26 protein-coding genes are annotated in these 26,722 nt (G+C 63.8%); 15 read left to right on the forward strand and 11 right to left on the reverse strand.

Translation table 11 applies throughout. The annotated features are described in order from the left end of the window. Positions 1–39: 39 nt before the first annotated feature. From AC3CD9_RS19390 to AC3CD9_RS19400, 3 genes are read right to left on the reverse strand one after another with little or no spacing between them, the layout of a single operon-like run. Positions 40–1,128, reverse strand: coding sequence for an ROK family protein (locus AC3CD9_RS19390; protein WP_488365644.1), 1,089 nt, complete (start codon positions 1,126–1,128; stop codon positions 40–42). Then, on the reverse strand, positions 1,125–2,042 hold the full coding sequence (locus tag AC3CD9_RS19395) for a dihydrodipicolinate synthase family protein (RefSeq protein WP_488365646.1): 918 nt from the start codon (positions 2,040–2,042) through the stop codon (positions 1,125–1,127). The genes AC3CD9_RS19390 and AC3CD9_RS19395 overlap by 4 nt, the downstream gene beginning before the upstream one ends. A gap of 10 nt (positions 2,043–2,052) precedes the next feature. Further along, positions 2,053–3,717 carry a sodium:solute symporter family protein gene (locus AC3CD9_RS19400; protein WP_488365647.1) on the reverse strand — a complete coding sequence of 555 codons (1,665 nt, stop codon included), beginning with the start codon at positions 3,715–3,717 and terminating at the stop codon, positions 2,053–2,055. Between the two features lie 320 nt (positions 3,718–4,037). On the opposite strand from AC3CD9_RS19400, the gene AC3CD9_RS19405 reads away from it, so the two are divergent. Continuing rightward, positions 4,038–4,868 carry a CoA transferase gene (locus AC3CD9_RS19405; RefSeq protein ID WP_488365648.1) on the forward strand — a complete coding sequence of 277 codons (831 nt, stop codon included), beginning with the start codon at positions 4,038–4,040 and terminating at the stop codon, positions 4,866–4,868. 355 nt (positions 4,869–5,223) lie between these two features. On the opposite strand, the gene AC3CD9_RS19410 is transcribed toward AC3CD9_RS19405, so the two are convergent. Continuing rightward, positions 5,224–6,414, reverse strand: a complete 1,191-nt coding sequence (locus AC3CD9_RS19410) for an AAA family ATPase (RefSeq protein WP_488365649.1) — start codon at positions 6,412–6,414, stop codon at positions 5,224–5,226. A gap of 308 nt (positions 6,415–6,722) precedes the next feature. On the opposite strand from AC3CD9_RS19410, the gene AC3CD9_RS19415 reads away from it, so the two are divergent. The 4 genes from AC3CD9_RS19415 to AC3CD9_RS19430 all read left to right on the forward strand — a co-directional run bounded on the left by AC3CD9_RS19415 (position 6,723) and on the right by AC3CD9_RS19430 (position 10,840). Then, positions 6,723–7,802 carry a glycosyltransferase family 2 protein gene (locus AC3CD9_RS19415; protein WP_488365650.1) on the forward strand — a complete coding sequence of 360 codons (1,080 nt, stop codon included), beginning with the start codon at positions 6,723–6,725 and terminating at the stop codon, positions 7,800–7,802. Then, positions 7,799–8,716 (forward strand): hypothetical protein, encoded by a 918-nt coding sequence (locus AC3CD9_RS19420; protein WP_488365651.1) that lies wholly within the window; start codon positions 7,799–7,801, stop codon positions 8,714–8,716. The genes AC3CD9_RS19415 and AC3CD9_RS19420 overlap by 4 nt, the downstream gene beginning before the upstream one ends. 89 nt (positions 8,717–8,805) lie before the next feature. Beyond that, a complete protein-coding gene (locus AC3CD9_RS19425; protein ID WP_139469889.1) occupies positions 8,806–9,267 on the forward strand; it encodes a DUF3151 domain-containing protein in 462 nt (153 codons plus the stop codon). Positions 9,268–9,370: 103 nt separating this feature from the next. Next, positions 9,371–10,840 carry an MFS transporter gene (locus AC3CD9_RS19430; protein ID WP_488365652.1) on the forward strand — a complete coding sequence of 490 codons (1,470 nt, stop codon included), beginning with the start codon at positions 9,371–9,373 and terminating at the stop codon, positions 10,838–10,840. A 225-nt stretch (positions 10,841–11,065) separates the two neighbouring features. Here the strand turns inward: AC3CD9_RS19430 and AC3CD9_RS19435 are convergent, their stop codons facing one another. Beyond that, positions 11,066–11,377 carry an ArsR/SmtB family transcription factor gene (locus AC3CD9_RS19435; protein WP_488365653.1) on the reverse strand — a complete coding sequence of 104 codons (312 nt, stop codon included), beginning with the start codon at positions 11,375–11,377 and terminating at the stop codon, positions 11,066–11,068. A 191-nt stretch (positions 11,378–11,568) separates the two neighbouring features. Between AC3CD9_RS19435 and AC3CD9_RS19440 the strand changes: the two genes are divergently transcribed. Continuing rightward, positions 11,569–12,645 (forward strand): NADH:flavin oxidoreductase/NADH oxidase, encoded by a 1,077-nt coding sequence (locus tag AC3CD9_RS19440; protein WP_488365654.1) that lies wholly within the window; start codon positions 11,569–11,571, stop codon positions 12,643–12,645. 183 nt (positions 12,646–12,828) lie between these two features. On the opposite strand, the gene crcB is transcribed toward AC3CD9_RS19440, so the two are convergent. The 3 genes from crcB to AC3CD9_RS19455 are packed head-to-tail and all read right to left on the reverse strand — an operon-like array spanning position 12,829 to position 14,482. After that, a complete protein-coding gene (crcB, locus tag AC3CD9_RS19445) occupies positions 12,829–13,206 on the reverse strand; it encodes a fluoride efflux transporter CrcB (protein ID WP_488365655.1) in 378 nt (125 codons plus the stop codon). Continuing rightward, entirely contained in the window at positions 13,203–13,745 is a 543-nt protein-coding gene (locus AC3CD9_RS19450) for a fluoride efflux transporter FluC (protein ID WP_488365656.1), read from the reverse strand. The genes crcB and AC3CD9_RS19450 overlap by 4 nt, the downstream gene beginning before the upstream one ends. After that, complete coding sequence (locus AC3CD9_RS19455) at positions 13,742–14,482, reverse strand: universal stress protein (protein WP_488365657.1); 741 nt, start codon at positions 14,480–14,482, stop codon at positions 13,742–13,744. Before AC3CD9_RS19455 ends, AC3CD9_RS19450 begins: the two co-directional genes overlap by 4 nt. Before the next feature lie 167 nt (positions 14,483–14,649). Here AC3CD9_RS19455 and AC3CD9_RS19460 point away from each other — a divergent pair, with 167 nt between their 5' ends. From AC3CD9_RS19460 to AC3CD9_RS19495, 8 genes are all read left to right on the forward strand, one after another. Next, positions 14,650–15,144 carry a MarR family winged helix-turn-helix transcriptional regulator gene (locus tag AC3CD9_RS19460; RefSeq protein WP_488365658.1) on the forward strand — a complete coding sequence of 165 codons (495 nt, stop codon included), beginning with the start codon at positions 14,650–14,652 and terminating at the stop codon, positions 15,142–15,144. A 120-nt stretch (positions 15,145–15,264) separates the two neighbouring features. Beyond that, positions 15,265–16,695 carry an MFS transporter gene (locus tag AC3CD9_RS19465; protein WP_488365659.1) on the forward strand — a complete coding sequence of 477 codons (1,431 nt, stop codon included), beginning with the start codon at positions 15,265–15,267 and terminating at the stop codon, positions 16,693–16,695. Between the two features lie 87 nt (positions 16,696–16,782). After that, positions 16,783–17,715 (forward strand): hydroxymethylglutaryl-CoA lyase, encoded by a 933-nt coding sequence (locus AC3CD9_RS19470; RefSeq protein ID WP_488365660.1) that lies wholly within the window; start codon positions 16,783–16,785, stop codon positions 17,713–17,715. Further along, the gene (locus AC3CD9_RS19475) at positions 17,712–18,443 is read left to right on the forward strand and encodes an enoyl-CoA hydratase/isomerase family protein (RefSeq protein WP_488365661.1); all 732 of its coding nucleotides are present in this window, start codon (positions 17,712–17,714) and stop codon (positions 18,441–18,443) included. Before AC3CD9_RS19470 ends, AC3CD9_RS19475 begins: the two co-directional genes overlap by 4 nt. Next, positions 18,367–19,641, forward strand: coding sequence for a CaiB/BaiF CoA transferase family protein (locus AC3CD9_RS19480; RefSeq protein WP_488365662.1), 1,275 nt, complete (start codon positions 18,367–18,369; stop codon positions 19,639–19,641). The genes AC3CD9_RS19475 and AC3CD9_RS19480 overlap by 77 nt, the downstream gene beginning before the upstream one ends. Further along, positions 19,638–20,462 carry an enoyl-CoA hydratase/isomerase family protein gene (locus AC3CD9_RS19485; RefSeq protein WP_488365663.1) on the forward strand — a complete coding sequence of 275 codons (825 nt, stop codon included), beginning with the start codon at positions 19,638–19,640 and terminating at the stop codon, positions 20,460–20,462. The genes AC3CD9_RS19480 and AC3CD9_RS19485 overlap by 4 nt, the downstream gene beginning before the upstream one ends. Beyond that, the gene (locus AC3CD9_RS19490; protein WP_488365664.1) at positions 20,459–22,204 is read left to right on the forward strand and encodes a class I adenylate-forming enzyme family protein; all 1,746 of its coding nucleotides are present in this window, start codon (positions 20,459–20,461) and stop codon (positions 22,202–22,204) included. The genes AC3CD9_RS19485 and AC3CD9_RS19490 overlap by 4 nt, the downstream gene beginning before the upstream one ends. 1 nt (position 22,205) lies before the next feature. Beyond that, positions 22,206–23,219, forward strand: a complete 1,014-nt coding sequence (locus tag AC3CD9_RS19495) for an NAD(P)H-dependent flavin oxidoreductase (RefSeq protein WP_488365665.1) — start codon at positions 22,206–22,208, stop codon at positions 23,217–23,219. A 181-nt stretch (positions 23,220–23,400) separates the two neighbouring features. Here AC3CD9_RS19495 and AC3CD9_RS19500 read toward each other — a convergent pair whose 3' ends face one another. Together AC3CD9_RS19500 and AC3CD9_RS19505 are read right to left on the reverse strand one after the other, a co-directional pair. Next, positions 23,401–23,730, reverse strand: coding sequence for a nuclear transport factor 2 family protein (locus AC3CD9_RS19500; RefSeq protein ID WP_488365666.1), 330 nt, complete (start codon positions 23,728–23,730; stop codon positions 23,401–23,403). A 70-nt stretch (positions 23,731–23,800) separates the two neighbouring features. Then, positions 23,801–24,556, reverse strand: coding sequence for an SDR family oxidoreductase (locus AC3CD9_RS19505; protein ID WP_488365667.1), 756 nt, complete (start codon positions 24,554–24,556; stop codon positions 23,801–23,803). Positions 24,557–24,619: 63 nt separating this feature from the next. Here AC3CD9_RS19505 and AC3CD9_RS19510 point away from each other — a divergent pair, with 63 nt between their 5' ends. Next, on the forward strand, positions 24,620–25,306 hold the full coding sequence (locus AC3CD9_RS19510; RefSeq protein ID WP_488365668.1) for a TetR/AcrR family transcriptional regulator: 687 nt from the start codon (positions 24,620–24,622) through the stop codon (positions 25,304–25,306). A 127-nt stretch (positions 25,307–25,433) separates the two neighbouring features. Here the strand turns inward: AC3CD9_RS19510 and AC3CD9_RS19515 are convergent, their stop codons facing one another. Then, on the reverse strand, positions 25,434–26,714 hold the full coding sequence (locus tag AC3CD9_RS19515; RefSeq protein ID WP_488365670.1) for an aminotransferase-like domain-containing protein: 1,281 nt from the start codon (positions 26,712–26,714) through the stop codon (positions 25,434–25,436). Positions 26,715–26,722: the final 8 nt, after the last annotated feature.

Genomic DNA, 26,722 nt, shown 5'->3' on the forward strand with positions numbered 1-26,722 from the left:
TGAGGTGGGCAGTTCGTTGGTGTGATGGAGCGGAAGCTCTCAGTCCTTCTGGCTGGGCTCATCATTCCAGAGGCCGGCAGCCCCGACGAGCGCGGCGTCCTGCCCCAATTCTGCCTTCACCAGGCGGGTTCCGGAGGCAGCGGGGATGAGTTCGGCGGCGAAGGCCACGCGGAGCGGTCCCCACCAGGCCTCGTCCATCTCGGCGAGCCCGCCGCCAATGACGACGACCTCGGGGGAGAGGACGTTGACGATCCCGCCGAGTGCCGATCCGAGGGCACGTGCCCCAATGTCGAAAGCGCGAAGCGCCAATGCATCCCCCGCCGAGGCGGCCGCCGCCAATTCTCGGGTGCTGGCTGGCGCTGTCGCAGGTGTGGGAGTCGATGTGGGGGAGGCGGCCACGGCCGCCAAGCGCAGGTAGGTATCGAGAATAGCCGGGCCCGAAGCGATGGCTTCGACGTGACCGGTGCCGCCGCATGGGCAGTCCAGTCCAGCCGCTGCCGCCGAGGGCACATGCCCGATATGACCGGCGGCAGAATTCCGGCCCGTCAGCAGGTGACCATCAGTGATGAAACCGCCGCCGATGCCAGTGCCCGCCGCGACGAGCAGCGAACTCCGAGAGTCGCGCGAAGCCCCGGCGACCGCCTCGCCGAGGGCGTGAGCGTGTACGTCATTGACCGCGCGCACGGGAAGGCCGGTGCGCGCGGTGAGTTCAGCGACCAGGTCCGTTCCGGCCCACCCGGGCAGGGAATCCGTCGCCGAGACCACAGTCCCCGTCACAGGGTCGATGACCCCGGCCGCGCCGATGCCGATCTTCCACGCGAAATCGGAATGCGGTCCGGCCTCGCCGAGATCGGCGGGTTCGCCGCGATCGGCCGACTCAAGGCTGGTGCCAACGGCAACCCCGCCACCGGGTTCGGAACCACCCGAACCGGACTCGGCGCCACGCGAACCCGACGTCTCCGCGCTGACGGCGGCGGCCACCTCGGCGATGGTGTCGAGAACCGCCTGGGCACCCGCGGTCGCGGGAGTCGGCACGCTGCGCACGTGCGCAAGTTCGCCGTCGATGACGGAACCGGCACGGATCTTCGTGCCTCCGACATCGATGGCGACGGTGGCGGGCAGGGTCACAGCAGTCCTGCGGCGGCGGCGATCTCGCGGACGCGCTCGGTCTCATCGGCGTTGAGTGCTTCCATCGGTTCGGCCATCCGGTTCGAGCCGATGACGCCCATGAGCTGCAGGGCGGTCTTGAACCCTCCGAGGCCGGCCGCACCAGCGGACACGCGTCCCGGGGTCGCTGCTCCGGTGATGTCGAACAGCGCCGCCACACGATCCTGCTCGGCGGTCGCGGCCTGCCAGTCGCCGGCCTTAGCCGCATCATAGATGCGCACGTACCCGGCCGGGTCGACGTTGCCGAGCCCGGGGACGATGCCTGCCGCACCGCCGAGCATCGCACCGTCGGTGACCACCTCGTGGCCGGTGAACACGGCGAAATCGGGCAGGTGCTTCGTCGCGAGCAGCAGTCGGCGGAAGCCGACATCGTCACCGGAGGAGTCCTTGACTCCGGCGATGACGCCCTCTTCGGCGAGGCGGACGAGGACGTCGAGCGGCATCTTCATATGCGTGCGCACCGGCACGTCATAGGCGAACAGGGGCACGCTGATATGGGCGGCGACGGTGCGGAGGTGGCGCTCCACCTCGGCGGCATCGGACAGCGCATAGAACGGCGTGGTCACGACGGCTGCGTCACCGCCGATGGCTAGCAGACGGTCGGCCTCTTCGAGGACCCGGGTCGTCGTCTGCTCGCTGATGCCCACGAGGACCGGCACCCGGCCGGCGGCGGCCTCGATCGCGGTGGAGAGGACGAGGTCACGCTCGGCGTTCGTCAGGTACGGGACCTCGCCGGAGGACCCGAGCACGAAGATTCCGTGCACACCGCCGGCGACGAGGTGGTCGACGAGGGCGGCCAGCCCGGCCCGGTCGATCTCACCGTCGGAGGTGCGCGGGGTCAGCAGCGGCGGGATGATTCCGTGGAAGTCAGTCATGGTCGTGTCCTTACTTGTCGTTCTTGTCATTGTTCGCCGAGGCGGCCCCGGGGTCGGTCGGAGCCGATCCGATCGTCGGGGCAGAGTCGGCGGAGACCGCGGGGGAGGAGGCCACGGATGTGGCGGGCTCCCGGGCAGGTTCGGTGGGGACTCGGCGAGTGTAGGCCGAGCGCTTTCCGTAGATCGTCAGCGGCAGCACATCGTGGTCGCCGCGGCCGCGCTGCATCGCTCCGGTGAGCAGGGAGATGAGGTAGCCGAAGGCCATGGCGCCGATGAACGCGACGGTGGAGACGGCGAACGGCGTGAGTCCGGCCTTCTCCTGGACGACCCAGGCCAGTGCGGCACCGAGCAGGAGGCCGGCGAGCACTCCCGAGGTGTTCGCGCGCTTCGTGAAGATGCCGAGTGCGAAGACGCCGGCCAGCGGGACGCCGAAGAGTCCGGTGATCGAGAGGAACAGGTCCCAGGTCTGGGCCTGATCGGTCGCCGAGAGGTAGAGCGCGACGCCGACGGACAGGGCGCCGACGATGACGATGACGGCGCGGGAGAAGCCGACTCCGGTGCGGGGCCGACCGTCCTTGGGCGGGAAGAAGCGGTCGCGGATGTCGACGGTCACGCAGGCCGAGATCGAATTGAGGCTCGAGGAGATCGTCGACTGCGCGGCAGCGAAGATCGCGGCGATGAGCAGACCCGAGACGCCGGCGGGCAGAGCGGTGACCGCGAAGTAGGGCACGAGCGCCGAGGTGTTGAAGCCTTCCGGCAGGGCCTCCGAGTGCTGGTAGAAGCTGTAGAGCACGGTGCCGATGCCATAGAACAGCGGGATCGTCAGCAGGGCGAGGAAGCCGTTGACGATGAGCGAACGGGCCGTCGACTTCGGCGAATCCGTGGTCTGGTAGCGCTGGACGACGTCCTGGCTGGCCGTGTACTGGTGCAGGTTGTTGAAGACCGAGCCGAGGAAGACGATCGGGATGGCCGCTGCGGCTCCGCCGAACTTCCAGTTGTCGGCGGAGATGAACTTGTCATCGGCTGCGGCGTCGGCGGCGACCGTGACGAGACCTCCGTCGATGGCCATGACGCCGAAGACGAGAATGACCGCGGCACCCACGAGGAGGATGATGCCCTGGACGACGTCGGACCAGATGACGCCCTCGATGCCGCCGAGGAAGGTGTAGACGACCGAGAGCACGCCGACGGCTCCGGCGACGAGCGCCGGGTTGATGTCGGTGACCGAACTGATGGCCAGTGTCGGCAGGTAGATGACGATGGCGACGCGGCCGATGTGGAAGAGGACGAAGAGGACCGAGCCGAGCACGCGGATGCTCGGGCCGAAGCGCTCCTCGAGGTACTCATACGCCGTGGTGACGTCGAGCTTGCGGAAGAACGGGATGTAGAAGAGCACGAGCAGCGGGACGATCGCGAAGATCGCAATATTGCCGGCCGCATAGGACCAGTCGGCGAGGAAGGCCTGCTCGGGCGTGGACATGTACGTGATCGCCGACAGCGTCGTCGCGTAGATGGAGAAGCCCGCCGCCCAGGCCGGGATCCGCCCGCTGGCCTTGAAGAACTCCTCTGTTCCTCCGCTTGCTCTCTTGGTGAACCAGACTCCGATGCCGAGGGTGGCCAAGAGGTAGATGATGATCACGGCCCAGTTGAGGCCGCCGAGTCCCGGAGCGTCCATGCTCCCTCCTCACGTGGATGAACGTAGGGGACCGGCGCGGGCGTGAGTGCGAGCGGAAGTCCCATCTGACTTATAGAACCAACACGTAAGACGTATGATGTCCTATGTTGCGAATGTACGGGAATGTGCGGCATGGCACAACCCTGCAGACGGCGGATGTGCTATCCGCGCTGGTGAGGGCGTGTGGGCGGCGAAGGGCTGACGACAATCGGGCGCCGCTTATTGAACACTCTTTCAGTTTCCAATACATTCGGTGAAAGACGATGATGTGCAGCAGTCATGCTGTGAGCCGATTCCACGGCCGAATACGAGGAGACATGGTGCCTGATCAGCAGCCGCTTGACGGAGTCACGGTGATCACTCTCGCCGTGAACCTCCCTGGCCCCTTGGCCGCCGCCCGATTGAGCGCCCTGGGGGCCGAGGTCATCAAGGTCGAACCGCTCGCCGGTGATCCTCTCGATGCCGCTGTGCCCGAGTACTATCGAGAGCTGACCGTCGGCCAGGACATCCGCAGGATCGACCTCAAGGATCCCACCGGCAGGGCAGAGCTCGAGGCCCTCGCCGCCGAGGCTGAGGTGCTGCTGACAGCGATGCGGCCGCGAGCCGCGGCCGTGCTCGGCCTGCCCGAACTCGTCCAACAGCACGGACTCGTCCATGTCGAGATCGTCGGCTTCGCCGGTGACCGCGCCGACGTGCCCGGCCACGACCTCACCTATCAGGCAGCACATTCCACACTCGTGCCCGGCACGATGCCGACCGTGCCCATCGCCGACGTCCTCGGCGGAGAACACGCCGCCCTCGAGGCGCTCGCCGGTCTGCGCCAGAAGGAGCAGCTGGGTGCCGCCGGCGGCATCGTCAAGCGGGTCGTCCTCGATGATGCTGCCGCATGGGCGGCAGGGCCGGCACGGCACGGCCTGAGCTCACCCGGGGGCCACCTCGGCGGGGGATCACCGTTCTATCGGACCTACCCGACGTCCGATGGGCACATCGCCGTCGCCTGCCTCGAGCCCCATTTCGCGAAGGCGCTGGCCGCGCACATCGGCACCGAGGATGCCGTGCTCGAGAGCACGTTCGCAGGGAAGCCGACCGCGCACTGGGTGGAATTCGCCGCAGAGCATGACCTGCCGATCGAGGCGGTCAGGGCGGGCTGACATCACCCCCATCGAGGCGACCGACCTGCCCGGACCCGCCCGCGGTCAATCATCGGCCCAGGATGCGGCCCCGCATCGACGGCGGCATGGTCGTGATTCCAAAGGAGATCATCGCTCATGGCATTTGATGTTGATTTTGGTCCGGTCCTCTTCTCCGGCGTCGGTGTTCTCTGATTCGGCAGCATCCTGGTCTGTCGTGACTGCGACGCAATATTCGACTGGCTTGCAGTCGGGCCCTTCGTTCGAGGAATCGAGCGCGGTGCCATCACCAACACCGCCTTGGTGGCGGCTTTGGACGGTCAGGCCGGACCGGCCACGTGCACTGTGACGAATGATGCGAAGTTCGAGTACGTTTTCATACAGACGGTGGTGGTGGGTATGCACTCCAGTCGTCGGCCCCTCTGGAATTTGAAGGGTGCTGCGGGGCCATCGAGCGAATATAGTCCCCTAGGTAGGGGAGCGAGAATGCAACATACCCCCGACCATCGGGTTGAACGTACCCGCTGTTGATCAATCTGGTTTTGTAGATCTGCGCATATTGTCCGTATGTGCCCATGCGATCGGCAATGTCTGACATCTTGCTTCGTCCCGCTACGTCGACCGCCATTGCGTTGACGAAATCTCTATCGCGCTCGGAGAGGTCTTCATATACTCGGCTGATGACTCGACGTTGCACGGATCTGATCGCTTTGTCGTGAGCAATCTGTGCGTCCGCAACTGAGATCGTCTCCTCGCCGGGGGTGTTTCTCCATGCATAGTCCCCGGCCAGCTGAATCAGATATGGATAGCCTTGGGTCACGCGGATGAGGAGTTCCAATGCCTCGGGATCGATTGCCCTGCCTGCGATGCGAATGGTCTCTTCAAGTACGTGTCGGGTTTCTTGGGGGTTCAGCCGACGAAAATCCAAATCGCGAGAGCGTCGGATGAAGGTTGTGTGGTCATTCTTTGCCAGTTCATCCAGGTCCACTTTGATCCCGGCAAAGGCGATCATGATGTTCGAGCCCTCAGACTTTGCATGCGCGACTTCAAGTGCGAACCGAGACAGCTCGCGCAAGCGGACTTTTCCTGACGAAACTTCGTCAATGGTGATGAGGATCCCGGCTTCACTGTTCAAAGCTGTGGAGAGAGCGATCAGATCGTCGCGCAGCAGTGGTTTTACGCTGCGGCTGCGGTCGACATATTCAAAGCCGGCTGAGAACTTCCAAATTCCGATGCTGCTGAGCCTCGCGCGGGTGGTCTCCGTGAGTCGGTTGATCTCACGTGGGATGGAGGATTCAGTGATCCGTTCCATGAGGCCTTTGCTTGCATCATCTGCAAGGACGATCCATCCGGCCTCACGTGCTGCGTCTTGGAGTCTGGCCAGCATAGATGTCTTGCCGGATCCGCGAAGGCCGGAGATCAGCAGCGAATCGTTCTCCCCGAAGTCGAGCGTGCGAAAGACTTCAGTGATTTCATTCAGCTCTGCCCTGTGTCCGCCGAACACCAGCGGAGGCTTGCTGTAGCCCGGCGTAAATGGGCTGGGGCCGTACATGCGTGTGTCAGACATTCGCCCCTCCAATGCCATATAACTGAATCGTATTTATTCTATTTACTTTAGCACTATCGGCCAGCATGCCCGAGCTTTCGCAGTGGCCTTCGCCGCGCGCTGGATGCATGAGCTCGAGTGGCTAGGCAACACAAGCAAACGATATTTGTTTTATTTATTTGCTCCGCAGATTTCAGGCTACGGGCCACCGTTCGGCAACGGACTCATTCATGGACGCGGAAGCCTCGCCATTGAGTCAGCCGTTGCAGGCGCCCCACCTGTACGCCCCCTCAAGACCGCGTGCGCGCGGGTGTGGGAAGATTGAGGGCGTGTCGAAAGTACTTGAGATCCTGACCCCGGAGGGCCTTCCGCCGCTGGCCGAGAAGCCCGGTGTCTCCTTCATCATGCCGGTCCTCAACGAGGCCGAACACATCGAGCAGGCGATCACCACGATCCTCGCTCAGGAATATGACGGGGACAAAGAAGTCGTCCTCGCTCTCGGTCCCTCGACCGACGATACGAACGCCATCATCGAGTCGATGGCTGCGCGTGATCCGCGGATCCAGACGGTCGACAATCCGCAGGCCGCGACCCCGATCGGGCTCAACCTCGCCATCGCCGCGACCCGACACCCGGTGATCATCCGCGTCGACGCGCACTCCGGACTCGGCGCCGACTACACCAGGCAGGCCATCGACACCCTGCGCGAGACGAAGGCCGCGAACTGCGGCGGGCTCATGCTCGCCCGCGGCAAGACCTCCTTCCAGAAGGCCGTGGCACGGGCCTACATGTCCCCGGTCGGCCTCGGCGGACCCGCCTACCACTCCGGCGACGAGGCACAGGAAGCCGAATCGGCCTACCTCGGCGTCTACCGTCGGGAGGTGTTTGACCACCTCGGCGGATTCGACGAAGGCATCAAACGCGGTCAGGACTGGGAACTCAACCTGCGCATCCGCTCCGCCGGCGGCCGCATCTGGTTCAACCCCGACATGGAAGTCACCTACTGGCCGCGCGGCACATGGTCGAAGATCGCGCAGCAGTTCTGGGCCACCGGAATCTGGCGCGCCGAACTCATCCGCCGCTACGGATCGCAGAACTCCATCCGCTACTTCGCCCCGCCGCTGCTCGTGCTCGGCATGGGCGCGGCCGTGATCGAGACCCTGCTCCAACTGTCCGGATCGACGAAGCGGTGGCCGAAGTTCCTCCGCCGCTTCACCTCCCTCATCCACGTGCCCAGCTTCGGCTACATCGCCGGAATCCTGGCCACCGCCTCGGCGGCGAAGGACTGCGGACGACGCGAGCGATTCTGGTTCGGCATCGTCCTGCCGACCATGCACCTGTGCTGGGGTGCCGGGTTCCTCCGGGGACTCGTCACCGGAGCCGGAACGACGAAGGACAGCAGCCGATGAGCAAGAAGAAGCCGAGCCGGGCCCACCGGGACCGCTACGGTCGCGGCACCAATGATCCGCTGCCCAGCGTCGATCCCGAATCCCGCGAGCGGATTCCCGTGCCCGACCGTCCCGAGCCGAAGAAATTCAACGCACCCCTGTGGGCCGGCGCCATCGTCGTCCTCCTCGTCGCGGGTGTGTTCGCGATGAATATCTTCGGCTCCGACGACCAGCTGACGGTCGATTCGCTCAACCCACCGGCCGTGGGCGCCCTCGACGGCGGATCCTCGGTGTACCCGGCGAACTCGAAGCTCGCCTTCACCGAGAACGTGAAGTTCGGCTACCTGCCCGCGCCCACACTCACGGCTCTGGGCGACGGCACGATCGTGGCCGCGAACCCGGAGACCGCAGCCGAGGACATGGGCCTGAAGAAGAGCCTCGACGAGCTCGACGCGCACGAATTCCTCGACCAGACCATCAAACCGGCCCGCAAGGACACGAGTCCCGGCGAGCCCATCACTTGGGATCAGATCGTCGACGAGTTCGGCGGGGACACCGTTTTCATGCCCGCCATCGACTCCGCCGAGGTGGCCACCCCGGCCCTGAAGACCATCACCGAGGCGGGGCTCGAGGACTCGACGCTCGTGCGCACCGATGACCCCGAGGTAGCCCGTGCCGCCGCCGATGCCGGCGTCGGCGCCATGTTCACCGGGGATTTGACGGCAACACGGAATGAGTCGCTGTCCGGCAGCGGATACACGGCCCTGGCCGCCGAGGCCGATGTCGCCGAGAAATGGACTGGTGTGGACCTCGACGTGTGGGCCACCGAGGTCAAAGACAAGAAGCAGCTGGAGAAGCTCGCCGATGCCGGGGTCACCGGAGCGCTGAGTGAGAACCCGTACACGGTGCTGCCGTCCGAAGTGAAGAAGAACTGACTGCGGCCCCGAACTGAACGTGCTGCTGGGGCGGACAGCCGCCTCGGCGAAATGATGTTGACTATGACCCCGACTACGAAGGAGACGCAATGACCCAGCCCATCGGCAACCCATCGCATATCGGCAATCTGGATGCCAGCCAGCTCGGCCCGCAGCCGACCTACCTGCCGGACGACCACCCGGACGTCGACGCTCGCAAACGCATCGACGCAGGTGAAGAGCCCATTGATGTCGCTGCCGCACTGCCGGCCTCGTCCCTGGCCTGGGCAGAACTCGCCGATGAGGCGCACCAGGAGGGCCGCCTCGTCGATGCCTATGCCTACGCCCGCGTCGGCTACCACCGCGGACTCGATGCCCTGCGTGCGGCCGGATGGCGCGGCGCGGGACCGATTCCGTACTCGCATGAGGTCAATCGCGGATTCCTCCGCGCGCTCTACGCGCTCGGCCGTGCCGCCGGAGCGATCGGCGAAGGCGAAGAGGCCGCGCGCATCGAAGAATTCCTGCACTCCTCCGACCCGAAGGCCGTGGAAGCCATCGGCCGCGGGGAGTAGGCCCGCCGCAGCTTTTTCGGATACCTCGGCCTTCGTGGTGCGTGAGCAAACGCACCACGGAGGCCGATTGTGCTTGTCGGCAGGGCGGCGTAGAACTATATGAATGGGTAATGTTTCCGAGACGGTCATGACGGCAGAGCAGCGCAAGATCCTGGCGGTGATGCTCGTCCCGATGTTCATGTCGCTGCTGAGCGTCTCGATCGTCAATGTCATCCTCCCCGACATGCAGCGCTCGATCGGCGCCTCGAATTCGGCGATCCAGTGGGTGCTCTCGGGGTATACGCTCGCGTTCGGCGTGCTCCTCGTTGCCGCCGGCCGAGCCGGTGACCTCTTCGGCCGTGGTCGGCTCTTCGTCATCGGCGTCAGTGTCTTCGCCCTCGGTTCCCTCATCTCGGGACTGTCCCCGGACCCGCTCGTGCTCAACATCGCCCGTGTCGTCATGGGCCTCGGCTCCGGCCTGCTCAGCCCCCAGGGCGTGGGGATGCTCCAACAGTACTTCCACGGCCAGGTGCGCGGTCGCGCTTTCGGGATGTTCGGCACGATCGTCGGCGTCTCCGTGGGCATCGGCCCCGTCCTCGGCGGCGGGCTCATCGCTGTTCTCGGCGACGAGTGGGGATGGCGTTCGGCGTTCCTCATCAATGTGCCTATCGCCCTGGCTGCGATCATCCTCGGCAGGTTCTGGCTCCCGCAGAGCGCCTGGGTCGGCACCAGCACCGAGTCCGACTCGCACGGCCGACGCCGCGCCGACTTCGACCCCGTCGGGCTCGTTCTGCTCGGCGTGGGCACGTTGTTGGTCATGCTGCCCTTCCTCGAGCGCAGCGCAGGTGCTTGGATCTACGCCCTCGTCCCGGTCGGCGTCGCCGTCGTCTGGCTGTGGGTGCGGTGGGAGAACCGATACTCTCGCCGAGGCGGATCACCGATGGTCGATATGCAGCTGTTCCGGACACGCAGCTTCGCCTACGGGGCGTCGCTGACGTCCATGTATTTCGTCGGTATGCCCGGCATCTGGGTCATCGTGGCGCTCTACCTGCAGAACGGTCTCGGATTCCCCGCCCTCCACGCGGGCCTCGTCGGTCTGCCCTCGGCGCTGCTCTCGGCGATCGCAGCACAGGCGGCCGGCCGTGTCGTGCTCACCTTCGGCCGGAAGATGGTCGTCCTCGGGGTGGCAATCGGTCTGACCGGGGTCGTCGCTTCGGCGCTCCTCGTGTTGGCGCACGAGGCCTGGGGAATCAGCATCTGGTGGCTGCTCCTCACGCTCGGGGTCACCGGCCTCGGGCAGGGCATGGCGATCAGCCCGAATCAGACGCTCACTCTGGCCGAGGTACCCGTCGAGTATGCGGGCAGCTCCGGCGGCGTGATGCAGACCGGGCAGCGGGTGGGCACGGCCATCGGCATCGCGATCGTCACCGCTGTGTTCTTCGTCGTCCAGCCTCTGGCCGGCTACGGCGCCGCCATCGTTGCGGGCTTCGGGTTCATTGCGCTCGTCATCGTCTTCGCCGGAATCATCGGACTGGTCGATCTTGCCCGCGGTCGGGCCAAGGCCCGGCAGGATGGGCAGCCGGTCAGGGGCTGAGCCCCGGTCCGACGGCATCGTCGATTTCCGCGTCGAGGTGCTCAATCAGAACGACGGGGTCGTCCCGATTGCGACTTAAATGGGGCCAGATTGCTCGGTTACTCGTAAGCAGCGGGCAATCTGGCACCACTTAACTTTCGTCAGCGGGGAGGAGGGGTTGCTCGCGCGGGGGAGAGTGTCTCTCGCCCGTTTCGGTCGCGTCTGTGCGGGGGCGACTCGGTCGGGTCAGTCTCGAGATTCGGGGGCGGTCGCCTCGGCGCGTTCGATGTCCTGGGCGGCGAACACGGCGTCGAGGAGGCCGGGGAAACGGGCGTCGAGATCGTCCTTGCGCAGGGTATTCATGATCTTGGTGCCCTCATATTCCTGGCGGATCACCCCCGCTTCGCGCAGTGTGCGGAAGTGGTAGGTCGCCGTCGATTTCGACACCGGCAGTTCGAAGGTCGCGCACGCATGAGCGCCGAATGCGTCGTTGAGTTTGCAGGCGACGGTGCGGCGGACCGGGTCGGCGAGGGCAGCCAGGACGGTGTCAAGTCTCATCTCGTCCCTGCTGGGGTGGTCAAGTGTGCGCATCTGGATCCTCCCTTCTCGCCATCGCGTCGATCTGATGTCGTACTCCTTATTGTACGAAACATTTGGTAGTACGAAATCCATCGTAGTAAAGTGCGAACTCGAAGTACGACGAATCTCATACTTCCAACCGACGACTTTCGACGAGATCACGAGGTGTCATGTCTCATCTGCTGTTCGAACCGCTCACTCTGCGCGGCCTGACCTTCCGCAACCGGATCTGGGTTCCGCCCATGTGCCAGTACTCCGTCGAGACTCTTGACGGGGCCCCCGCTCCTTGGCACACCGTCCACTACGGTGCCATGGCCAGGGGAGGAGCAGGCGCCGTCATCGTCGAAGCCACCGGAGTCACTCCGGAGGCGCGCATCTCGGCCAAGGATCTGGGTCTGTGGAACGACGAACAGCGCGATGCCTTCGTCCCTGTCGTCGACTTCCTCCACTCGCAGGGCACCGCCGCGGGCATCCAGCTCGCCCACGCCGGCCGCAAGGCCTCGACCTATCCGGAGTGGGGAACCGACCGCGGCGGCAGCCTGCCCGTCGACGAAGGCGGTTGGCAGACCGTGGCTCCGTCCGCACTGGCCTTTGAAGGACTCGCCGAACCGCGAGCACTGACCGAGACGGAGATCGCCGAGGTGGTCGCGGCCTTCCGGTCCTCGGCCCGCCGGGCGATCGAGGCCGGGTTCGACTTCGTCGAGATCCACGCCGCACACGGCTACCTCCTCCACGAGTTCCTGTCGCCGCTGAGCAATACGCGCACCGACTCCTACGGCGGAACCTTGGAGAACCGGGCTCGTCTGCTGCTCGAGGTCGTCGATGCCACCCGCGCCGAGGTGGGCGAGGACGTTCCTGTGTTCGTGCGCCTGTCCGCGACGGACTGGACCGACGGTGGGCTCACACTCAACGACACCGTCCACGTCGCTGGATGGCTCAAGGAACACGGCGTCGACCTCATCGACGTCTCCTCCGGTGGCAATGTGATGGCGTCGATTCCCGTCGGTCCCGGCTACCAGACGACTCTGGCCGCCGGCGTGCGTCAGGGATCGGGACTGCCGACCGCGGCCGTCGGTCTCATCAGCGAACCGTTCCAGGGCGAGCACATACTGGCCACCGGCCAGGCCGATGCGATCCTCGTGGGCCGTGAATACCTGCGCGACCCGAACTTCGCGCTGCGCGCCGCTGACGCACTGCGCTTTGACATCGACTACCGCCCGGCTCAGTACCACCGCGCCTATCGGTGAGTTGAGGCTCCGCAGCTCGGCGGCCCGGGGGCCCGCGCGCTCACGGCCCAGTTGAAGTCGCACGGCACATGTTCAAATGTGTGCTCTTCGACTTCAACTGGGCCGTTCGGCGTCTGCGCGGACAGCGCCTCGCTGAGGGTGAGCGTGTGGAGATGTGGCTGAACTCAGAACGGTCGGTTGCAGCTAGGCCAGGCCGCCGAGCCAGAGCCCGATCGTTGCGGCCGTCGTGGCGAAAACCAGCGTGCCGAACGCGTTGACCAGGCCGGCGGCCCAGCGACGTTCCTGGAGAAGTCGGACCGTTTCGAAGCTCGCTGTCGAAAACGTCGTATAGCCGCCGAGGAATCCCGTGCCGAGCACCAGGTGCCAGGCTTCCGGCAGCAGGCTCGCCCCGGCCAGCCCGGTCAGCAGTCCGAGCATGAGCGATCCCGAGACATTGATGATGATCGTTCCCCACGGCAGAGCCGTGCTCATGCGGGACTTGATGAGACCGTCGATCAGCATTCGTGATGAGGCGCCGAGCCCGCCGGCGGCGGCAAGGGCGACGAAGACCAGCGGCGTCATCGGGCACTTCCCGGGTGACGGTCGGCAGAGGCATCGGGACCGGCATCCGCGGTGTCCCCGTCCCAGGCATCGGGTTCGATCGGCAGATCGTCGGCCACCTCGTCGACCTCAGCGCCGCCTCTACGCAGCGTCGTCGCCGTGGCGATGCCGGCGAACGTGGCGAGACCGCCGATGAGTACCGTTCCCACCGCGTAGGCAAGGCCGATGCCGGGGTTGCTCGCACCGCCCGGATCCGCGCCGAGGAGGCCAGCGGTATCCGCGGCCAGCGCGCTGTACGTGGTGAACCCGCCCATGAAACCGGTGCCGACCAGGATCCGTGTTCGGCGACGCCACCCTTCATCGGGACCGCTGCGCGCCAGGGAATCCAGCAGCAGGCCGAGCAGGAACGCCCCGAGGATGTTGACCGTGAGGATTGCCCACGGCACATCGCCGAGGGGCGGCAGGCTCAGACTGATCGCCTCGCGTGCCGCGGTTCCGAGCGCGCCGCCGAGGAATGCGAGCCCCAGATAGGACAGGCGCAGGTGGACCGGCCGGGTCACTGCTCGCCCTTGCCGGTTTGAGGCTCAGCAGTGGGGGACGCGCCCGGGGTCGGCGACGTCGCAGGAGCTTCGGGGTCGTCCATGCCACCGGTGCCTGTCGCCAGCGGAACGACGACGAGGGGGCGATGCTGGCGCCTTGACAGTTGGATCGCGACCGAGCGATTGAAGAACTCATGCAGTGAGCCGCGAACACCTGCGCGACGGACGCCGAGGATGATCATGCGGGCATCGAGCGCCTCGGCGAGCCGGTCGAGTTCCTGTGCCGGTGACCCGGCCAGTGCGCGGGTCGACCAGGCGACATTCGTGCCTTCCAGGGCTACAGCGATGCGGTCCTGGAGTTCGGGGTCGAACTCGGTGGCTGCCTCGTCGGTGGTGTCCGGATCGATGGGCATCGAGAGCACGGAGCCGTCGGGACGAGTCTCAACGGTATAGCGGGAGTCGTCGACGTGGGCGCAGACGAGCTCGGCGTCGAAATGGGCGGCGTAGTCCGCGGCGGCGGCCATCACCTCGGCGGGCTGATCGGGGACGACGCCGAGGATGATGCGGGCGCGTGGCGGCCCGTCGTATATCGGAGCGGGGCTGGCGGTGATGGTCTCTCCTACCTTTCGGGCATGCTGAAGCCGGTCGAGGTAGGGACTGTTGTCGACTGCGGACTCTTGAGCATCATCACGAGTCCTGCGCCGAGGTTGGGTACGGCGAGCCCCACCGCCGTGCCGCGACAGACGCGACGTCTTCATTGTGCCACAGAGTGGGCGTGCAGGCGGGTGCGCCTGATTGGGCTCGGCAAAAGTGGTGGCACTGCACCTGACATGGTTTCGCGGCATCCGGAAGCACGCTAGGTCATGGAACGATAGAGTACTGACGTTTCTATGCCCGCTGGCGCACAAGAAGATTGGATGCCTTTATGGACGACGCCCCGCATGCAGAAGGTGGCGCGAGCACTCAGCCGCTGCAAATAACCGAGCTTCTCTCGTTCCGAGTGCGGCGTCTGGCTAACCTGCTATCAGCCAGCGCGGGGCCTCGATTCCGACGGGAGTTCGACGTTAGTCTTCCCGAGTGGCGGACCTTGGCCCTGCTCGGTCAGACGCAGCCGATGACTGTGAACAAGTTGGCTCGTTTGGCTGCGCTCGACAAAGCGCAGATGAGTCGCGTGATTTCGGGACTTGTGGATCGCGGCCTAGTCTCCAAGTCGCTGGGGCCTCGCCGATCGAGTCAGCTCACTCTTACAGATAGCGGGCAATCGCTATTCGAGCAGATTATTGCAGCCGCAAATGAGCGAGATCAGACGGTGCTTGCGGTCTTGGAGCCTGAGGAACGTGAGGTTCTGGACCGAGCTCTCAACAAGCTTGCCGACGTCGCAATCGTTCTCGAGCACCATGAGCACGAGACCCCAGGGTGAGGTGACCTAGTCAGAGTTTCGGAGACGAGCTTCTTTGTGTTGATTTCAGTGTTGACAAACTCAACACTGAGGGTGAGACTTGAACCACTTAATTGGAATCAAGGCATTGGGGGCTTGTCCATGGCGATTGACGCTGCGACAGAGGTGTCGCTGACAGAGAAAAGGCGCATCTACCGAAAGGTGGCTTTGCGGCTAATGCCGCTTCTGGTCATCTGCTATTTCATCAGCTTTATCGACAGGACGAACATCGGCATCGCCCAGATCGGACTGGAGCGTGACCTGGGGTTCAGTGAGGCGGTCTATGCATTAGGGGTGAGTTGCTTTTTCGTTGGATTCATCATCTTTGAGATTCCGTCGAACGCGCTCATGTCCCGTATCGGTGCACGAAAGACCATTGTGCGCATCATGATGCTTTGGGGTTTGGTCACCATTGCCACGATGTTCATCACTGGACCGGTGACCTTCTATATCGCACGGTTCCTTCTCGGGGTTGCTGAGGCGGGCTTCTTTCCGGGGTGTCTGCTCTTTCTCTCATACTGGTTCCCCTCTAGTCGGCGAACCGGGATGACCGCGATCTTCTTTATGGCTATTCCGATCTCGGGTGCCGTGGGGTCCGCGATGTCCGGATGGATCATGAGCGCTTTCGGTGGTGTTGCGGGTCTGGCTGACTGGCAGTGGCTGTTCGTTATCGAGGGCATCCCTCCGCTCATTCTCGCGGGAATCGCTTGGCTGGTGCTCTGCGATAGGCCGTCGCAAGCTAAGTGGCTGAGTGGCGCGGAAAAGGCTGTTATTGAGCGGGATCTTGCTGATGACTCAGCGACGAAGAGCACGGGGCGCGAATCGCACGGTGGACTGCGCGTAGCGCTGCGCGACCCAAGGGTGTGGATCCTTGGTCTTGGCGCCTGTGCAGCGTATACGTTCGCCAACGCGGTCTCCTTCTGGACGCCGCGCATCATTCATCGCTCCGGTATTGATGATCCGCTTTCGTTGGGCCTGCTCTCGGCCATCCCGCCGATCGGCGGAATCATCGTGATGCTCCTCGTGGGGCGCCATTCGGACAGAACTCGCGAGCGCCGCTGGCATACGGCTGTGCCGTGGTTGACGGGCATTGCAACGATGTTCATCCTCGCGTTCACTCTTGATACGCCGCCGCTTGTGGTTGCCCTGCTCACTGTGATGGCATGCGCGCATTATTCAGGTCTTACGGTCTTCTATTCGATCCCCTCGATCTATCTGTCGCCGAGGACCGCTGCTACCGGCATTGCCTTTGTCACGGCTGCTGGATCGGTCATGGCGGCTGTGGCTCCGGCGATGCTGGCTGCAATCCAGGCAATCACCGGCGACATATCCGTGGGCCTCATGGCCAGTGGGCTCATTATTCTGTGTGGAGTCTTCGTTGTGCTGATCGGTATTCCGGCGAAGTCGCTGCGGGAGGCTGATACCAGGCAGGCGACGGAATTGAATGCTGAGGGCGAGCCGACCGTTGGTCAAAATGGCTATGGTGATGAGGCTGTGTCGGGGAGCGTGGCATCAGGCGATGGGGAACGGTGAGTCCGAATTGCCAACTGTTGATTAAGTCAACAGTTATGCGATAGTCTGCAGCAACGACAAAGGAGAATCACCAGAATGAACGACAGAGTGAGCATCAACGAGTGCTTCGCCCGAGATGGTCTGCAGCACGAAAGTGCTTTCGTGCCGACATCACAGAAGCTTGCCGTGCTCAAATCTTTCACTGCTGCCGGATTCCGGCGCATTGAAGCCACCAGTTACAGCCACCCGAAGCAAGTGCCAGCATTTACCGACGCCAGTGACCTGCTGAAAGCGCTGCCGCGGAGCGAAGGCGTCGCCTTCAAAGCCACGTGCCCAAATAAGAAGGCCGTCCAGCGCGCTGTGGCTGACGCAGCGTCCGGGTACGGAGCCGAGGAAATCAGCCTGCTCACCTCTGCCAGCGACTCGCATTCGCAGGTCAATCTCCGTGCGACTCGAGCAGAACAATGGCAGAAAGTCGAGCAGATGGCTGAACTTGCCGCAGGGAATTTCACACTGGTAGGCGTTGTCTCGGTTGCCTTCGGTTGCCCATTTGAAGGAACGGTCGACCCGCAGAGAGTCATCGATGATGTGGCTCGCTTCCGTGACCTGGGTGCCGCCTATGTGACCATCGGGGATACGACCGGTCTGGCGGACCCGGCAGGTGCCAAGAGTCTCTTCGCGGAGCTGGTCCCAGCTTTCCCTGAACTTACCGTCGTCGCTCACTTCCACGATACGCGTGGCCTCGGCATCGCGAATGTTATGGCTGCCTATGAAGGAGGCTGCCGTAGCTTCGACTCCGCAATGGGCGGTGTCGGGGGGCACCCGAACAAGATCAACTACGGTTCCGGGTCGACGGGCAATGTGGCTACCGAAGACACGGTCAATCTCTTCGACTCGCTCGGGGTGGATACGGGTCTTGACCTCGACGCACTGATGGAGGCCGCTGCCGAATGTGAAAGCGTGCTCGGCCGCACGCTCCTAAGTAAGACGTCCAAAGCTGGGCTGTCGAACTCAATCCTGAGAAAGGCTGACGCAGTATGACCAGTGACACACTCATCGTCACGGACTCCGAGGGAGGGGTCAGGACCATAACTCTCAACCGCCCGGACAAGCGCAACGCGCTCAACACAGAACTGACAACAGCCCTCCGAGATGCCCTGCTCGACTGCGATAGTGACCCTGAGATACGGGCAGTTGTCCTCGCCGGAGCTGGGCGCGGCTTCTGCGCAGGTGCTGACCTGAGTGAGTTCACGGAACTCACCCCTGATCACGCCGAACGCGTGGTTGCCCGAGCGGCGCTCACCGCTGAGCTGCAGTCGCTGCCGACCAGCCTCTCGGTGCCTGTGGTCGCTGCGGTGAAGGGCCATGCGGTGGGCGGAGGCGCTGGACTTGCTCTGGCATGCGACATGATCGTCGTCTCCGATGACGTGTCGTTCGGGTACCCCGAGATCAAGCATGACATTGTTCCTGCGCTCGTGATGACAGGTCTGCAGCGGCACCTGGGGCGCAAGCTCGGGTTCGAGTTGATCTCGACTGGTCGTATGCTCGGCGCGAATGAGATGTCAGAACTCGGGCTGGCAAACGAGGTCGTTGAGACCGGCGCCGAGGTCGCTCGTGCACAGGAGATTGCGACCAGTTGGGCCGGACGTTCGTCTAGGGCGTTAAGCGCCATCAAATCTCTGTACTACCGGGTTGCCGATCTTCCGACGGCAGCGGCGATGGATGCAGGGCAGGACCTCAATGCGCTTATGCGATCGTTCAGGAGCTGAAATGACCAAACCGCTGGATGGAATCCGCATTCTCGACTTCTCACGCGTCCTGGCCGCGCCGATGGCCACTCAGATCCTTTCTGACATGGGCGCCGAAGTGATCAAGGTCGAGCGTCCTGGGAAGGGCGACGAGACTCGATCTTTCGAACCGAGAGTCGGAGACCAGAGCGCCTACTTCTTCGCTTTCAATCGCGGCAAGAAGTCCGTCACGTTAGATCTCAAAAGCGATGACGACCGACGCATCGTCGAACGCCTTGTCACTGAGGTCGACGTCGTCGTCGAGAACTTTGTCCCAGGCACCATGGATCGCTACGAACTTGGCTGGGAACGTCTGCATGAACTCAATGAACGACTCATCTACGTCGCCGCTAGCGGCTTCGGTCAGACGGGTCCTGAACGCAACCGAAAAGGCTACGACACAGTGTTCCAAGCTCTGTCGGGAGTTATGCACCTGACAGGCGAGCCCGAGTCAGGGCCGTCGAAGGCAGGCATTCCAGTGGCCGACATGACAAGTGGACTGTGGGTAGCGATCGCGATCCTCACCGGGCTTGTCGGGCGTGGCACTCACGGAATCGGCACCTTCATCGATGTTGCGATGATGGACGTCCAGACTAGCCTGCTCGCGCTCGCTGCCGCTCGGACGTTCGCTCTCGACGAAGATCCCGCGCGGACCGGTACCGCGCACCTCGGTCGGGTGCCCTCTGCAGCATTCGAATGCCGAGATGGGTGGGTGCAGATCAGCGGCAGCGACCAACACTGGCCGCTTCTTTGCAACGTTCTCGGTCTCGACGAGCTTGAGCGAGACGCGGAACTGGCTGAGAACGCCGGCCGAGTCAACCGTCGTGAGGAAGTGACTCAGGCGCTGTCCGAAGCCATCTCCTCGTGGACCCGAGACGAGCTGGTTGCCGCACTCACCGAGATTGGCATCCCGGCGGGCGAAGTCCGCTCTGTCAAAGAGGCCCTGAACGCACGACAGACACAGGAACGCGGAATGGTCGGTACCTTCGAGCATCCCACAGTCGGCAGGTTCAGTGCGCTGCGCACCCCAGTGAAATTCCACGGATATGAGGACCCGACGATCTCTGCTCCTCCACTCCTGGGAGCCGATAACGAGGAAGTGTTGGGAGCCTTCAAGCCTGTCGGGGCCATGCACGCGGGTGGCGCAGCCGAAACTGCCGGAGCGGAGGGGCAGGCATGAGCCAGTCGCTGACGACGAACACAGCAGCCGTTGCTGGACCGGCGCCGAGCCCGCGGAACACGCTGACGACCGAACGCCTCGGCGACGTCCTCATTGTCATGCTCAACCGTCCTGAGGCCCGGAACGCCGTCAACCTCGAACTCTGCCTTGACCTCATCGATACCTTCGGGGCCATCGACGCCGAACTGCCGGGTGTCGTGGTGATCGGTGCTAACGGGCCCACGTTCTGCGCCGGTGCCGACCTCAAAGAACGACAGGAAAAGGACTCTGCATGGATTCGACAACGGCGGCTTGCCTCGTTTGCGGCATACCGTGCAATCGTGCGCTGCCGTGTTCCGGTCATCGCCTATCTGCAGGGAGCCGTTGTCGGTTCTGGAGGCGAGATCGCACTTTCCTGCGACTTCGCCTACGCGCAGGATGACGTCAGCTTCCGGTACCCCGAAGTTCACTGGGGCACGATCGGCGCCACTCAGCGACTGCAACGCGTGGTCGGGGTCCGAAAGGCCAAGGAACTTCTCTTCACCAATTCGGTCGTGGATGCCGCCGATGCTGTCGACCTGGGGCTTGTGCAAAAGGTGATCAACTGCGAGGACGGGTGGGACTTCGTGCTGCAAACGGCAAAGACGATTGCGGAAGCGCCGACCTCCGCAGTGCAGCTGACGAAGAATGCCATTGATGCGGGAAACGAAGTCAGCCTTGACCAAGGCCTCGATATCGAACTGCGCGCAATCGAGACGAATCTCGCCCGGGGCGAGTGGAAGAAGGGCCTCGCAGACTTTGCAGCCCGTAATGACACACCCACCACGGAGGTGCGTAAGTGACTGCTCTGAATGACGTCACGGATACGTTTGACACCGACCCCTTCGACCGCACCGAGGTGCCGGTAGGCGCCTGTCCTCTGACTACCTCCGCGGTGCTTGCTCGAGCAGCGGCCACTGTCCCGGACCTCGAAGCCGTCGTCTGCGGCGATGACCGTGTCACCTATGCAGAGCTCAAGCGCAGAGCTGATTCCGCCGCTGAGGTATTGCGTCGAATGGGTGTTCGTGCAGGAGACCATGTGGCGCTGTGCGTTGGCAACGGTCCGCGCTGGGTGGAGCTGTTCTACGCGATTACGGGCATCGGTGCGGTGGTCGTTGCGGTCAACACGCGGTACCGTTCAAGCGATCTGGCGTATGTGCTCAATGACTCGCAGGCGTCATTCCTCATCACTGCTCCACGCGTGCTCTCGAACGATTTCCTCTCCACGATTCGCACCATCGGACCAGGACCGGATTCAGAGCTGCCGCACCCCGAATTGCCCTACTTGGCGTCAATTGTCGTCCTCGAAGATGACTCCGCGACAGAGATCGAAGCGGGTTGGACTCGCTGGTCCGAGTTCTCCGATACCTCTGTCGGCAGTCGCCCAGAGGATGTGGTCGTGGAAGGTGACGCAACCGATGGAGCGGACGGAATCGCTGGCGATGATGCCGCTGTCGTCAGCCCGGCGAGTATCTCACTTATCCAGTACACGTCGGGGACTACCTCTCGTCCGAAGGGAGTCCTTCTGACTCACAGGGGAATGTGCGCCGACGCGCACTTCTCGGCCGTGAGAATGGGACTGCGGGCCGGCGACAGGTTCCATTCAGTCCGCCCTTTCTTCCATGTCGCAGGCAGCACGCTTTCCGTGCTCAGCAGTGCACAGTCGATGGCGACGTTGGTGACTATGGAACGGTTCTCTGCAGGTCCCGCGCTCGGTATTCTCGAACGGGAGCGGTGTACTCACTTCTCCGGCAACGACACAATCGCGCTCATGCTCCTCGACCACCCGGATCGACCGCGACGAAATCTTGTCTTGCGGGGCGCTTGGGTCGCGGCTTCTGCCGCGGTGCTCAAACGAGTGGCCGAAGAACTCGGTGCCAGCGAGGTTGTCGCTGGGTACGGTCAGTCGGAGGCCTCACCGAACGTCGCTCAGTCAGCGTGGTGGGAGCCCGAGCACGTGCGGCTTGCCTCGGCGATGCTTCCGCAGCCTGGAGTTGAGGTGCGGATCTGGGACGATGCTGCCACCGAGCAGGCGCCGACCGGGTGTAAGGGAGAGATTCAGGTGCGCGGTTGGAACGTCATGAGCGGGTATCTGAACAATCCTCAAGCCACACGCAACGCCTGCACTTCTGATGGGTGGCTGCGCACGGGGGATCTTGGCATCTTGGACGAGGACGGGCGACTGACTTTCGTCGGTCGGCTCAAGGAGATGTTCCGCGTGGGCGGTGAAAACGTTTCGCCCGTTGAGATCGAAGAGGAACTGCTTCATCATCCTGCAGTACGGCAAGCTGTGGTGGTGGGAGTGCCGGACCCGCGCCTCATCGAAGTGCCGTTCGCATTCATCTCCCTGTCCCAGGGACATTCGTTGGAAGAAGCGGCATTAGTAGCATGGTTGCGCGAACGTGTGGCTGGATTCAAAGTACCCAAGTACGTCCGATTCATGGAGGACTTCGAGGAACTGGGCATGACGGCCAGTTCGAAGGTCCAACGCGGGGGTTTGGGCCGACAAGCACAGAAGTATCTCGATGAGATGGCGGCGATCTGAGATGCGCATCGACACACCCCTGACCCGCCTCGTCGGTATGGACCTGCCCATCGTCCAGGCAGGAATGTCCTGGGTGAGCTCCTGTGCCGAACTCCCCCTGGCAGTGTCCGAAGCCGGTGGTTTGGGAGTTGTCGCTGGCGGTCCGATGCGGCTGCCCGACCTCGATGAGTGCCTCACGCGCATGCGGGCCGGCACGGACCGACCATGGGCTGTCAACATGCCCCTCTACCGCAAAGGAGTCGATGAGGTGATGGCTCACCTCATCGACCAAGCGCCGCCAGTGATTATCGCCTCGCAAGGCGGGCCGAAAAAGTACCTCGGCGCTCTCCACGATGTTGGGACTGTTTGGCTTCACGTCGTCACGAGCCTCACTCACGCGGCCAAGGCCGTCGGGGCCGGAGTCGATGGTTTGGTCGTCGTCGGTGCGGAGGCAGGCGGCCATCCGCCCGAGCACGGAGTGACTAGTCTCGTGCTCACCCGTCTGATCGCGCGAGAATTCCCTGAGATCCCGGTCGTAGCGTCCGGCGGATTCACCGATGGTTACTCGCTCGCGGCTGCGCTGTCGTTGGGAGCCGCCGGAGCACAATTCGGCACTCGGTTCATCGCTACCCCAGAGGCGAACGCGCACCCGGCGTACAAGGACAGGGTTCTCAGCGCGGAAGTCGAGGACGCTGTTCTCGTCGGACGTGGGCTCAATCCGATTCGCACCCTGCGCAATCAATTCACCGAACGGATGCTTGATCTTGAGACTGCAGGTGCGTCGGTGGACGACCGACGGGAAGTGTTCGCGTCCACCGTGCTTCGGCAGTCGGCAAAAGACGGTGAGGTCGAGACTGGGAAGGTCGAAGCGGGTCAGACAGCAGGTTTGGTGACGGAGCTCCATTCCGCCGCTGAGGTTGTTCGCCGAATCGCAGCCGAATACGGTGCCGTTGTGAATGGACTTCCCCGGGCAGCCGGCGGTGACAGTGCTCCCCAACGCGCACAGGCAGACGGGAATGTGGCAACCGCCGTGTAGCCTGGCGGGCCACCTCGGTGATGGTGCCGCGAAAGCGAACAGCGAGCCCCACCGCCGTGCCGCGCAGGCGCGACGCCAATTTTGTGCCATAGGGGCCGCAGCGAAAGGGCCGTCGGATGGCCGACATCCGAAGATGGCCGGCATCCGACGGCCCCGCTGGGGTATCAGCGCTCGCCGAGCCTCAGCCTTCGCGGATCGTCATCCGGCTCAGATTGTCGCCGTCGATGATGAAGGCGAACGATGATCGACCGTTGGCATGCGTCGAACGCCAATCGCCGATGACCGTGACTTCGTTTCCGTCGACTGTGACCTCTTCGGGCGTGAGGATGCCGGTTGCGCCGATGAACTCCTTGTCGCTCCACGCCCTGATGGACTCTCGGCCCTGGAACTCGCGGCCCCAGTCATCCACGACTCCGTCAGGGGTGAATGCGTCGAGGAAGCCCTGGTCATCGTGAGCGTTGACGGTGTCGATGAAGCCGGCGACTGGTTCGGGAATCTGCAGATCTGACATGTGTTCTCCTGTGGTTCCGGGAGGTGGCTGTTGGATGGGTGCTGAGGGGGACGGAAGTGTCGTGTCTGCCTCAGCGAGTGGTGTAACCGCCGTTGGCGAAGATCGTCTGCCCGGTGATCCAGTTGCCCTCCGTGGCGAGGAATCGCACGATCGGTGCGATGTCTTCGATCCGGGTCAGACGGTTGCCCATGCCCTGCGACTTGTGGAACTCCACTCGTTCCGGGGTCTCCTGACCGTAGAAGAAGGGAGTGTCCATGGGCCCGGGGGCGATGGCGGTGACGGAGATGCCGCGGTCGGCATATTCCTTCGCTGCGGCTCGGGTGAAATGCTCGACGGGACTCTTGCCGCCGGCATAGGTCGAATAGCCGTCGGTGAACGCGGCGAGCAGGGCAGTGACGATGGTGACGATCTTCCCATTGTCGGCAAGGTGTCTGCCTGCTTCCTTGATGAAGAAGTACGCGGCCTTCGCGTTGATGTCGAACATCGCGTCGTACTCGTCCTCGGTGGTCTCCGCAATGGGCTTGCGCAGAACCTTGCCAGTGGTGTTCACCGCGATATCGATGGGCCCCAGCGCGGAGACGGCATCGTCGAAGAGCCTCTCGACGTTGGCGGGCTTGGTGAGATCTCCGGTGAGCAGGACGCCCTTCGATCCGCTGGCCTCGACGGCCGCGAGTGTCTTTTCGGCCTCCGGGCGCGTTGATTCCGAGTTGTAGTGGATGGCGATATCGGCTCGGGCTGCGGCGGTCTGTCGAGCGATGAGTCCGCCGAGGTTCTTCCCGCCTCCTGCGATGAGGATGGTCTTGCCTTGCAGAGTCTGTTCGGTCATGGTCTCAACCTCCGTATCGTTGTTACATCGGACTATATCGACGGTACATTATAATATAGCGATATGACAGAAGTTGAGGGAACGGATACACGGACCCGCCTGCTCGAAGCGGCCGCCGACCTCATTGCCGCGGCGCCCGGAGAGGACTTCTCTCTGCGCGCGGTCTGCGACGCGGCGGGGGTCAAGATGCCCACTCTGTACCATTTCTTCGGCAACAAGCAGGGGCTGATCGAGGCCGTCGTGGAGCGTGGCTTCGACATGTATCTGTCGGCCAAATCCTCGACCGAATCCAGTGGCGACCCGATTCAGGATCTGCGTCTGGGCTGGGATGCTCACGTTGCCTTCGGCCTGGAGAACCCGGGTTTCTACACCCTCATGTACGGCAAGGTCAGGCCCGGCTATTCACCTGAGGCACAATCGAAGCCGAGCGAGATTCTGCGCGGTCTGACGCTCAAAGCGGAACAGGACGGACGGCTCGTCGTCGGCCACAAGCAGGCCGCCGCTCATGTGCTCGCCACGAATATCGGCGTCACCCTGCGGCTGATCATTCAAGGCAAGAACGATCCCGAACTTTCAGCGGGCGTGCGCGAAGGAGTGCTCGCCGCCATCACCGGAACCGGACAGAGCGAACAGGGCGACGGTCGTCTGGGTCATGCTGTCATCGAACGTGCAGCGGCGAATCCGGACATCCTGGGCGAAACGGAGACTCAGCTCCTCATCCAATGGATCGGCCGCCTCGGCGAGGTCTGAAAACGGTCGCCGAACAGGCGGCCGCGCCCGCCTCGCTCGGCCGAGGCGGGGTCGTCGATTCGGGAGCGCTCGGATCTCGTGGTCGGGCGAGGTCAGGGCCGCCTCGGCGAATGTGTCGCCATGTTGATCAGCGCTCTGCGCGGTAGCGGTCGACGGCACGGCGGAGGCGCTGCAGGCCATCGTCGATGCGGTCTGGAGCCGCCGAGGCGAAGCACAGGCGCAGCGCATTCGAGAAGTTCCCGGCCGGCGAGAACGCAGGACCGGGAATGTAGGCCACGCCCTCCTCGAGAGCGGTGGTCATGAGGTCTTCGGTGTTGATGGATTCGTCCTCGAAGGTCACCCACAGGAAGAATCCTCCGTCGGGATTGGTGGCTCGGATCTCTCCGGGGAAGAGCCTCTCCAGTCCTTCCGACATTGCGATCTTCCGCTCGCGGTAGGCCTTGCGCAGGACTTCGACATGGGAGTCGGCGCCGCCTTCGGCCAGCCACTGGGCGATGAGGTGCTGGTTGGGGACGGGGGCGCAGGAGTCCATCGTCTGTTTGGCATTGACGGCGAGCTCGCGGACCTCGGGATCGACGTCGATCCAGCCGACCCGCAGACCCGGGGCGACGAATTTCGAGAACGTGCGTACCCCGAAGATGAGGGGATCGTTCGGGCTGAGGTCGCTCAGCGCCGGCAGTGATTCACCTTCGAAGCGCAGCATTCCGTACGGATTGTCCTCGATGATGACCGACCGGTGGCGGTGGGCGAATTCGAGGAGGCGCTCGCGACGCGGCAGCGACATGGTCACGCCTGCCGGGTTCTGAAAGGTCGGGACGGTGTAGATGACCTTCGGGGCGCGCCCGGTGCGCTGCGTGTGCTCCTCGAGGACGTCGATCTGCATGCCCTCTTCGTCGACGGGGATCTCGAGGATCTCCGCCTCATAGCTCATGGCCGTCGCCGAACCGTTCGTATAGGTCGGCGACTCACAGGCGACGAGGTCGCCGGGGGTGACGAAGAGTTTGAACCCGAGATCGAGCCCCTGCATGCCTCCGGAGGTGATGAGGAGACGGTCGCGGTTCCCCTGCTGTTCGGGCGGGATCTGTCCGGTGGCGGCGAGGTAGTCGTGGAGGGCCTCGATGAGGATGGGCTCGCCCTTCGTCTCCCCATAGGTGAAGTTCTCCGGAGAGAAGACTTGCGCAGCGATGCGGGCGAAGTCCGCGGCCGGCAGCATGTCCGGCGCCGGTGCCCCCATGCCGAACTTGACGATGTCATGGTGGTATTGGGCGAGCACCGTGGTGGAGGCATCGATGACGGAGCCGACGAGCTGATCGCGGCGGCGGGCGTAGGGCAGCGCGGGGGACTGCGACTGGTTCTCGGGCTGGTTCTGCGAAGCACTCGTGGCCGGATGCATTGACGTGGTGGACATGAGCGACC

This window comes from Brevibacterium sp. MGP-B1 (genome assembly GCF_057766545.1).

What these genes read in the sequence shown, in the direction of transcription:
- AC3CD9_RS19500 (WP_488365666.1), bottom strand. Translation starts at nt 23,730, where the DNA reads ATGTCAGATCTGCAGATTCCCGAACCAGTCGCCGGCTTCATCGACACC.
- AC3CD9_RS19440 (WP_488365654.1), top strand. Translation starts at nt 11,569, where the DNA reads ATGTCTCATCTGCTGTTCGAACCGCTCACTCTGCGCGGCCTGACCTTC.
- AC3CD9_RS19400 (WP_488365647.1), bottom strand. Translation starts at nt 3,717, where the DNA reads ATGGACGCTCCGGGACTCGGCGGCCTCAACTGGGCCGTGATCATCATC.
- crcB (WP_488365655.1), bottom strand. Translation starts at nt 13,206, where the DNA reads ATGACGCCGCTGGTCTTCGTCGCCCTTGCCGCCGCCGGCGGGCTCGGC.
- AC3CD9_RS19510 (WP_488365668.1), top strand. Translation starts at nt 24,620, where the DNA reads ATGACAGAAGTTGAGGGAACGGATACACGGACCCGCCTGCTCGAAGCG.
- AC3CD9_RS19515 (WP_488365670.1), bottom strand. Translation starts at nt 26,714, where the DNA reads ATGTCCACCACGTCAATGCATCCGGCCACGAGTGCTTCGCAGAACCAG.
- AC3CD9_RS19410 (WP_488365649.1), bottom strand. Translation starts at nt 6,414, where the DNA reads ATGTCTGACACACGCATGTACGGCCCCAGCCCATTTACGCCGGGCTAC.
- AC3CD9_RS19460 (WP_488365658.1), top strand. Translation starts at nt 14,650, where the DNA reads ATGGACGACGCCCCGCATGCAGAAGGTGGCGCGAGCACTCAGCCGCTG.
- AC3CD9_RS19485 (WP_488365663.1), top strand. Translation starts at nt 19,638, where the DNA reads ATGAGCCAGTCGCTGACGACGAACACAGCAGCCGTTGCTGGACCGGCG.
- AC3CD9_RS19455 (WP_488365657.1), bottom strand. Translation starts at nt 14,482, where the DNA reads ATGAAGACGTCGCGTCTGTCGCGGCACGGCGGTGGGGCTCGCCGTACC.
- AC3CD9_RS19425 (WP_139469889.1), top strand. Translation starts at nt 8,806, where the DNA reads ATGACCCAGCCCATCGGCAACCCATCGCATATCGGCAATCTGGATGCC.
- AC3CD9_RS19475 (WP_488365661.1), top strand. Translation starts at nt 17,712, where the DNA reads ATGACCAGTGACACACTCATCGTCACGGACTCCGAGGGAGGGGTCAGG.
- AC3CD9_RS19465 (WP_488365659.1), top strand. Translation starts at nt 15,265, where the DNA reads ATGGCGATTGACGCTGCGACAGAGGTGTCGCTGACAGAGAAAAGGCGC.
- AC3CD9_RS19505 (WP_488365667.1), bottom strand. Translation starts at nt 24,556, where the DNA reads ATGACCGAACAGACTCTGCAAGGCAAGACCATCCTCATCGCAGGAGGC.
- AC3CD9_RS19495 (WP_488365665.1), top strand. Translation starts at nt 22,206, where the DNA reads ATGCGCATCGACACACCCCTGACCCGCCTCGTCGGTATGGACCTGCCC.
- AC3CD9_RS19430 (WP_488365652.1), top strand. Translation starts at nt 9,371, where the DNA reads ATGGGTAATGTTTCCGAGACGGTCATGACGGCAGAGCAGCGCAAGATC.
- AC3CD9_RS19395 (WP_488365646.1), bottom strand. Translation starts at nt 2,042, where the DNA reads ATGACTGACTTCCACGGAATCATCCCGCCGCTGCTGACCCCGCGCACC.
- AC3CD9_RS19420 (WP_488365651.1), top strand. Translation starts at nt 7,799, where the DNA reads ATGAGCAAGAAGAAGCCGAGCCGGGCCCACCGGGACCGCTACGGTCGC.
- AC3CD9_RS19435 (WP_488365653.1), bottom strand. Translation starts at nt 11,377, where the DNA reads ATGAGACTTGACACCGTCCTGGCTGCCCTCGCCGACCCGGTCCGCCGC.